Origin of the sequence: Scytonema sp. PCC 10023 (assembly GCF_963920835.1) — a bacterium.
Taxonomy (GTDB): domain Bacteria; phylum Cyanobacteriota; class Cyanobacteriia; order Cyanobacteriales; family Nostocaceae; genus Kalymmatonema.
The window spans coordinates 23,603-30,981 of record NZ_CAWUDP010000110.1 but is presented as its reverse complement, the minus strand read 5'-3'; the positions used below and the strand labels follow the sequence as shown (position 1 = coordinate 30,981).

Genomic DNA, 7,379 nt, shown 5'->3' with positions numbered 1-7,379 from the left:
TGCGATAGATGCTTTGGTAAAGTTAATCGCCACCTCACAATTTGAATCCACCCGTTGGCGAGCGGCAGAAAGTTTATGGAAAATAGATCCTGGCAACGAAGGTGCGATAGATGCTTTGGTAAAGTTAATCGCCACCTCACAATCTGAATCCACCTGTTGGCGAGCGGCAGAGAGCTTAGGGGAAATAGCTGTTGGCAACGAAGGTGCGATAGATGCTTTGGTAAAGTTAATCGCCACCTCACAATTTGAATCCACCCGTTGGCGAGCGGCAGAAAGTTTATGGAAAATAGATCCTGGCAACTCAAGTGTGATCGCTGCTTTGGTAAACTTAATCGACAGTTCTCAGGAGGAACACACCCGTAGTCGAACGGTACAGAGCTTAAGGCAAATAGCTGTTGGCAACGAAGATGTGATCGCTGCTTTGGTAAACTTAATCGCCACCTCACAGGATCAAGGCACCCGTAGGCTAGCGGCAGATAGCTTAGGGAAAATAGATCCTGGCAACCAAACTGCGATCGCTGCTTTGGTAAACTTAATCGACAACTCTCAGGATAAAGACACCCGTAGGCAAGCAGCAGATAGCTTAGGGCAAATAGATCCTGGCAACTCAAGTGCGATCACTGCTTTGGTAAAGTTAATCGCCACCTCTGAGGATGAATCCACCCGTAGGCAAGCGGCATCTAGCTTAGGGAAAATAGCTGTTGGCAACTCAAGTGCGATCGCTGCTTTGGTAGACTTAATCGCCCACTCTCAGGATGAATTCACCCGTAGGCAAGCGGCATATAGCTTAGAAAAGATTTTGCCAGCAGATCAGATGGCGAAAGTTGTCATTGACTTGAGGGATGACTCCAAACCAAACGAAGAGCGTTACAGAGTTATCTGGCACTGCGCCCAAAATATGTCCTACTCAGCTTTTTATCAAGCTTGGCATCATCCCTTTGACATAAAATTAGCAATTCGATTTGCTCGATATCCTTGGTGGCAAATTGCTTTGTGCTTGTTTTTGGGGCTATCCATCTTTGCTTTAGTTCGCTTCATAGTTTCACATAATGTGAATAATCCTACACATATCCAGCGACAGCAGTAAGTAAATTTTCCTCATCCTTGAGACTGGAAGTCTGGGGCTAAAATTAAGAAGTCCAAAAAGATAGGTAATCGAAATAGCGAGTTGCTAATGACTTACCCGGAACTGCGTCAAAAAATCGAACAACAACTAGCCCAATTGCCACCCGAACAACTTTCTTTAGTCAGCGACTTCCTGGATTCCCTCCAAAGCAAAAGTACCATGAATCAACGCCCACTTCGTCGGCTGGCTCCAATTAAACGAGGAACTAAGGCGGGTGAACTGCTGAAATTTGCTGGAACCTGGCAAGGCAATGATTTGGAAGACTGTCTTGGCTTGGTAAAAGAAACCCGTTCTAAAGCCCAGTTTTGATTTCTGTCGTATCTATTAGATACCAACCATTGCAGTTACATCATCAATAACACCCCTAACGTCATTGCTGCTCTGCAATCTCGTTCTGTCAGTGACATCGGTATCAGTATCATCACTTACGGTGAACTGCTCTACATGACCGAAAAATCAGAACGACAAGCCCAAAACCTTGCTGCTGTTCAAGCATTTTTGATGAGTGTTGACTTGTATTTCATTGACGAAGAAACCGCTATTTTTTACAGTCAACTCAAAGCAGCAGTTTTTAATCAGTTTGCCCCTAAAGATAAAAATAAACGTCGGAGTACAAGTATTGGAGATTTGGGATTTGATGATCATGATCTCTGGATTGCAGCAACAGCAATTCAGCACAATCTCATCCTTGTTTCTGCTGACAGCGATTTTGTCCGCATTCGGCAAGCACAGCCTTTTCTGGTGGAATCTTGGTTATAAGAAAAATCTGGCTCTTGAAGGTAAACGAAAAACCACTGGAACTATTGCTCTACCATCAATCACTTTTCCATAAATCATTTGGCAATACGTTCCATTGCGCCACCAAAGCTTACAGCAACGTCATAACCAATCCGTATAGTAAACAATCTAGCGTTTGGTTTTTGGTGTTTTAACTTTAACGCTGTCTCTACACCAGTTGGATCGATTCCATATTCGCCAGTCTCTGCATCAATCACAATCATCTTACCAATATTATCGCCGTGCTCAACATATTGACGAATATCGTTTTCGTAAAACTGTTTGGCTCTTAGAGCAACTTCTTCCACACTCCAGAAAATAGATTGCATAACAATTACACCTACTTTTTGTCCTTTAATCATTGTATAATCGTCAAATCTTGGCTTCCAGCCTCTGACCGAAAATACCATTGCAAAGCAAGCCTTGCTTACTTGCGTTACTAGCCGCTGAAACTGCATTTCCAGGTGGAACCTGGAAACGAGATTTTAACGAGATTTTAGATACAAGTTGGATATTTTTTCACACCAACCCAGAACGCAGTGCAACAACTGTACAGGTACTCTCCGTAATTTGAGCAGATAAACTCGTTTCGCCAATAGCTTGAATGAACGTCTAGGCAAAGAAGAGTCAGAGGCGATTGGGCAAGGAACACTGTCAAAAGGGCGATCGCTCCTTAGGAGCGGGCGCTTTGCTGCATCGCCCAATAAGTACCTGTTAGTATCAGTTGAAAGCGACACGTAATTATAAAGCGTCAAACTCTTCAACACTTATCCCAGCTTGCCGTAAGATGCTGCTAAGCGTGCCAACAGTAATTTCCCGATGATGAGGTACGATCGCTGTACGAGTTCCTTCATCTGTAGATTTGGCAAACTTTACGTGACTACCTTTTTGGCTAACTTCCTCAAAGCCAGCCGCCTGTAATTTACGTTTCACCTCACGATAAGCTAGTGGTTTAAGCGGCACCGACTTCTACCTCAAGTGTCTTAATTTGGGGAGTTATCGTAGCTACTGGTGGCTCAAAATGTAGTGACAACGCTTCAGCTAGATTATTCAATGCCTCGCCTTCAGTCTCCCCCTGACTTGCAACATCAACTTCTAGGCATTGTGCTACAAACCAATTACCCTCCTGCCATACACTTGCAGTAAAAGTTCGTTTCATAACTTTTTTCTGTCATTATCTTCTGTGATATTTATTGTCTCACAGCCTTAGAATCATCTTCCTAGTTTCGCCAATAGCTTGAATGAACGTATCGGCAAAGGAGAGTCAAAAGCGATGGGGTAAGGAAGACTGTCAAAAGGGCGAGTGCGCGAAGGCGCACACTGCGCGAACGCCCATCTGGAATCCTTCGGGGTGACTTCTCGTCCTCATTATTCCATATATTTTATGATGGAGCAAAGGAATAGCTATAACCCTATGACTCCAGTAGTAATTAAACCCTCATCCTGGCTAACGACTGGTATTCGAGTCGAGAAAGTTAACAATCTCAATCTTTTCAAATTTACTGAAGAACTCGGCTTGCGTATGCAAGAACTTCTGGATAAGAAAAAAGCTGATTTACTGACAAAAGAAGAAGCTGCTGAACTGGAAGCTATTGGAGAATTAGACATGATTTTCAGCTACATCAATGCTATAACTGCATCCCAGTTGAAAGCGTAGTGAGGACTTTAGTCCTCTTTAGCGACAAAGGAAGGACTGAAGTCCTTACTACAAATAAGTTTTATTATAGGCAATTAAGCGAACATGATATTACAGGTACCATCCGTAATTTGAGCAGATCAACTCGTTTCGCCAATAGCTTGAATGAACGTCTAGGCAAAGGAGAGTCAGAGGCGATTGGGTAAGGAACACTGTCAAAAGGGCGAGTGCGCGAAGGCGCACGCTGCGCGAACGCATAGCGGCGGCTTCTGCATCGCCTTACTAGAATCCTTGAATATTACCTGCTATTGTCAGTTGGTACTCAGCAACTGCTTGGCAAAATTCTAAAAGTTGTTCTTCTTGAAAATCTCTCTTGGCGAAGTTAGCCATGACACTGACAAACTGAACATTTCCTAAGATATAGCCAAGTGAAGAGTCTATTCTGTCTAAACTAGCGGTTCTTGGATGTAGCTGATGATTGTCCCAATGAGCCGTTGTCTCAGGATTATCTAACTTCCATCCAGTATACGGGCATTTTCCATCCTGCTTTTCCCAAAGTTCTTTTAAATATTCCAGTGTTATAGTGCATTCCCGTCCATGAGTTTTTACTCGTCTTCGTGCTAATTTAAAATGCTGGCGAAACGGCGAATACTCATCTCTACGAGTTCCTAAAAATAAATCTGTGGAGATGCACGAGGATGTTAAATTTCTATTAGTAAAATTTTCTGTACTCACGCTTCTGTATTTAGAAACTTCAAAACAGAAGTTAATTAAATCTTCTTCAGTAAAAGCATTTTTTGCAAGATTAGCGATGACAGCAACGAACTGGATGTTATCCAGGATATAACCTTTAGTTGAGTCTATGCGATCTACACTTGCTCTGTTAGTGGTTAAAGCTGTACTTTCATAATCGGTTGTGCAAGGCAAAAGAACTAAATTCCAACCTGTGTAAGGGCAAATACCTTTTTGTTTTTCCCACAATCGCTTCAACTCTGCTAAGGTTACACTGCATTCTTGCTTTCTGTGTTTTGCAGACTTTCTCATCACTTTCAAGTGATAGCGAAAAGGAGAAAAATCATCTGTTCTAATTATGTCTCTTAAATAAGATGTATCTTTATTAATCTTGTCTCCAAAATTAATTAAACCTTTAAACTTTCCATAACATATTTTAGAACAAAAATGCTGTCTTCCTAACCTTTCGCTCCTATTAAATTCAGCTAGTCGCTTGGTAAATTCCTTGCTACAAGCTGGGTTCTGGCAAGTCACAACTACTTTTGATTCAGCCATAAAGAATAAAATCCACCTAGCTATAAGTTTACCAGGTGGATTCTATCTTTTATCTATAAGTGGAGCTTATGGGAATTGAACCCATGTCCGCAATGGGTATTGACCCCCCACTCATTCACAGGCTTAGCCTTTCTGATCCTCAAGGCGGGAAACGTTCATTATCCCGAACGCTAGGATGCTCTGGTTAAGTCTTAGCTAACAAGCCAACCAGAGAGACTTGCTAGAGCATCCGTTGGGGGTTGGTCTCTAGCCCTTAACGGAGTCAAACTAGAGACGCTCGAATCTGTTAGAGATTATTAGGCAGCTACTACAGCTTGCTTACGAGCAAAAGGTACGATGTTGTTCGCATTTACTTTTTTTTTGAGTCTTTGATTTTCGAGAGACGACTCACTCTCGACCTGAATCATAGAGCAGCTTTCGCCACCACGTCGAAACCGTTAAAGCCCCGTGTGGTTTATATATCTCATTATAATATGCAATTTTGAGATGTGCCACTCAGGATTTTAGATTTTAGATTTTGAATAGGGTTTTCTGGTTCATGCCAGTACTGCGGAGAAACACAAGGTGTCTTTGTGGGAACTTGGTTGTTGACCATCAATGTAGTTGGCGCATAGGGTGATGTCTTTGTAACCGTTTTCGTGCAAACACATGATAAATTCATCTCGCCCAAACCAGTGCAGAGGAAGCCACTGTAACTCTGTGGCAATGAGTTCTCCGTTTTTCCACTTTTCGTAGCGAATCACGCTCATGTTGAGTTGATTGAGCCAGTCGATGCGAGAAGTGATTTGCATCAAGATGATTGAACCATCCGGGCATTCAATGGGCGATCGCTGCCTGAGAATGTTCTCAGTCTTAAAATCTTCGATGGGCAATTCCAAATCAATGAAGATTCGACCCTGCGGTTCAAGGTGTTTTGCAAAAGCTTGCAGGGCGGCGACAGCAGCATTTCGCTTCTCTAGCAACATAAACGAACCGAAGGACACGACGATCGCCTTGAATTTGCCGCTTAGGTCAAGATTTTCTACATAACCATGATGGAGAACTGGTGTCAACCCCCTTTGCGTACAGTGCTGACGGCAAGAAGCAAGCATATCTTCTGAGGAATCAATGCCCTCAACGTTCAAATCAGCTTCTAGCAGCGGGATGAGTAGCCGTCCCGTCCCAACCATCGCCTCAAGAATTCTGCCACCAATTTTGGAAAGATGTTTGATGTAGTATGGAACGTCAGGATACTCTCCACCAATTGGCTTTGTGATGTCATAAACCTCGCTACACAGCGGTCCATATGCTGTCAGTGCCATCCAAAAAGCCTCCGTTGGTGAAAAAGCCCCAAAAACTAAAAATAGCTAATAGACATAGGAGTGAAAAACAATGTAGAGACGCGCCATGGCGCGTCTCTACAAGGATCGTAAACAAAGCACAATTAATTTCTGGAGATGTCTAATTGCTATCAAAATAACTAGCAATTAGCTATTCTTTATTTGCTATGAGCAATTTCCTAACCTAGTGCTTCGGCACCGCCGACAACTTCTAGGATTTGCTGGGTAATTGCGGCTTGGCGCGCTTTGTTGTAAGACAGCGTCAGGGAACCAATCAGATCTTTGGCGTTGTCGCTGGCATTGCTCATTGCTGTCATCCGCGCGGCGAGTTCGCTGGCGGCTGATTCTTGCAGCGCGCGCAACAGCTGGTTACTTAGATACAGAGGTAGTAATGAATCGAGAATCTGTACTGGATCTTGCTCAAAAATCATGTCGCGGGGCAAAGCACGGACTTGGGTAGCCACTTTCTCCCGTGTCACTTCAAATTGACCGCCGCGAGTTGTTAAGCGGAAGACTTCGTCATCCTGTGCTTCTAGACCTTGGCGGTCAAGGGGAAGCAGGGTTTGCACCACGGGACGAGAACTTACTAAGGAGACGAACTTGGTGTAGACAAGCTCAATCCGGTCTACGCTTTCTGACAAGAATAAAGAAAGCAGTTGGTCTGCAATGTTGGAGGCTTCAGCAGCGGTGGGAATTTGCTCTAAGCCAGTGAAGGTGGCGTCTATTGGCTGTTCGCGACGTTGGAAGTACTGACCGGCTTTGCGTCCGACGATGACAAATTTGTAGTCAAAACCTTCTGCCTTGAGTTCTTTGGTGCGATTTTCGGCACGCTTGATAATGTTGTTGTTGTAGCCGCCGCATAGACCGCGATCGCCTGAAATCACCAACAGCCCCACTGTCCTGACTTCCCGCTTTTTCAACAAAGGCAAGTCTACATCTTCAAACCGCAGACGGGTTTGCAAACCATACAGCACTGAAGCCAAGCGGTCAGCAAAAGGACGGGTAGCAATCACCTGTTCTTGGGCGCGACGTACCCGCGCTGCAGCTACCAGCCGCATGGCTTCTGTAATTTTTTGGGTATTTTTTACTGATTGAATGCGATCGCGTATTGCTTTTAAGTTAGCCATAATCTTTTACAAGAATTCAGAATTCACAATTCAGGAGTCAGGAGGAAGCTATTTTCTGACTTCTAACTCCTAACTCCTGTCTTATCTGTTGCCAAGAAGGTTTTGTA

11 protein-coding genes and 1 other RNA gene are annotated in these 7,379 nt (G+C 43.7%); 5 read left to right on the top strand and 7 right to left on the bottom strand.

Translation table 11 applies throughout. The features are described 5' to 3' along the window. The 3 genes from ACM0OZ_RS40050 to ACM0OZ_RS40040 form a co-directional block, all read left to right on the top strand. On the top strand, positions 1–1,087 hold a 1,087-nt coding region (locus tag ACM0OZ_RS40050; protein WP_414588430.1), incomplete at its 5' end, for a HEAT repeat domain-containing protein. An 87-nt stretch (positions 1,088–1,174) separates the two neighbouring features. After that, a complete protein-coding gene (locus ACM0OZ_RS40045) occupies positions 1,175–1,435 on the top strand; it encodes a hypothetical protein (protein WP_414588429.1) in 261 nt (86 codons plus the stop codon). 3 nt (positions 1,436–1,438) lie between these two features. Continuing rightward, positions 1,439–1,885, top strand: a complete 447-nt coding sequence (locus tag ACM0OZ_RS40040; protein WP_414588432.1) for a type II toxin-antitoxin system VapC family toxin — start codon at positions 1,439–1,441, stop codon at positions 1,883–1,885. A 74-nt stretch (positions 1,886–1,959) separates the two neighbouring features. Here ACM0OZ_RS40040 and ACM0OZ_RS40035 read toward each other — a convergent pair whose 3' ends face one another. Continuing rightward, positions 1,960–2,232 carry a hypothetical protein gene (locus ACM0OZ_RS40035; RefSeq protein ID WP_414588428.1) on the bottom strand — a complete coding sequence of 91 codons (273 nt, stop codon included), beginning with the start codon at positions 2,230–2,232 and terminating at the stop codon, positions 1,960–1,962. A 271-nt stretch (positions 2,233–2,503) separates the two neighbouring features. On the opposite strand from ACM0OZ_RS40035, the gene ACM0OZ_RS40030 reads away from it, so the two are divergent. Further along, positions 2,504–2,644: a hypothetical protein gene (locus ACM0OZ_RS40030; RefSeq protein ID WP_414588426.1), complete on the top strand. Its 141-nt coding sequence runs from the start codon at positions 2,504–2,506 to the stop codon at positions 2,642–2,644. Here the strand turns inward: ACM0OZ_RS40030 and ACM0OZ_RS40025 are convergent, their stop codons facing one another. Next, positions 2,645–2,866: a type II toxin-antitoxin system HicA family toxin gene (locus ACM0OZ_RS40025; protein ID WP_414588424.1), complete on the bottom strand. Its 222-nt coding sequence runs from the start codon at positions 2,864–2,866 to the stop codon at positions 2,645–2,647. Next, a complete protein-coding gene (locus ACM0OZ_RS40020; RefSeq protein WP_332995257.1) occupies positions 2,856–3,062 on the bottom strand; it encodes a type II toxin-antitoxin system HicB family antitoxin in 207 nt (68 codons plus the stop codon). Before ACM0OZ_RS40020 ends, ACM0OZ_RS40025 begins: the two co-directional genes overlap by 11 nt. Before the next feature lie 255 nt (positions 3,063–3,317). Between ACM0OZ_RS40020 and ACM0OZ_RS40015 the strand changes: the two genes are divergently transcribed. After that, positions 3,318–3,560 (top strand): hypothetical protein, encoded by a 243-nt coding sequence (locus ACM0OZ_RS40015; RefSeq protein WP_414588423.1) that lies wholly within the window; start codon positions 3,318–3,320, stop codon positions 3,558–3,560. Between the two features lie 261 nt (positions 3,561–3,821). On the opposite strand, the gene ACM0OZ_RS40010 is transcribed toward ACM0OZ_RS40015, so the two are convergent. The 4 genes from ACM0OZ_RS40010 to ACM0OZ_RS39995 form a co-directional block, all read right to left on the bottom strand. Next, complete coding sequence (locus ACM0OZ_RS40010; RefSeq protein ID WP_414588422.1) at positions 3,822–4,826, bottom strand: hypothetical protein; 1,005 nt, start codon at positions 4,824–4,826, stop codon at positions 3,822–3,824. 57 nt (positions 4,827–4,883) lie between these two features. Next, positions 4,884–5,273: a transfer-messenger RNA gene (gene ssrA / locus ACM0OZ_RS40005) on the bottom strand. Between the two features lie 89 nt (positions 5,274–5,362). After that, complete coding sequence (locus ACM0OZ_RS40000) at positions 5,363–6,127, bottom strand: class I SAM-dependent methyltransferase (RefSeq protein ID WP_414588421.1); 765 nt, start codon at positions 6,125–6,127, stop codon at positions 5,363–5,365. Between the two features lie 197 nt (positions 6,128–6,324). Then, positions 6,325–7,272 carry a F0F1 ATP synthase subunit gamma gene (locus tag ACM0OZ_RS39995; protein WP_414588420.1) on the bottom strand — a complete coding sequence of 316 codons (948 nt, stop codon included), beginning with the start codon at positions 7,270–7,272 and terminating at the stop codon, positions 6,325–6,327. Positions 7,273–7,379 lie beyond the last annotated feature (107 nt).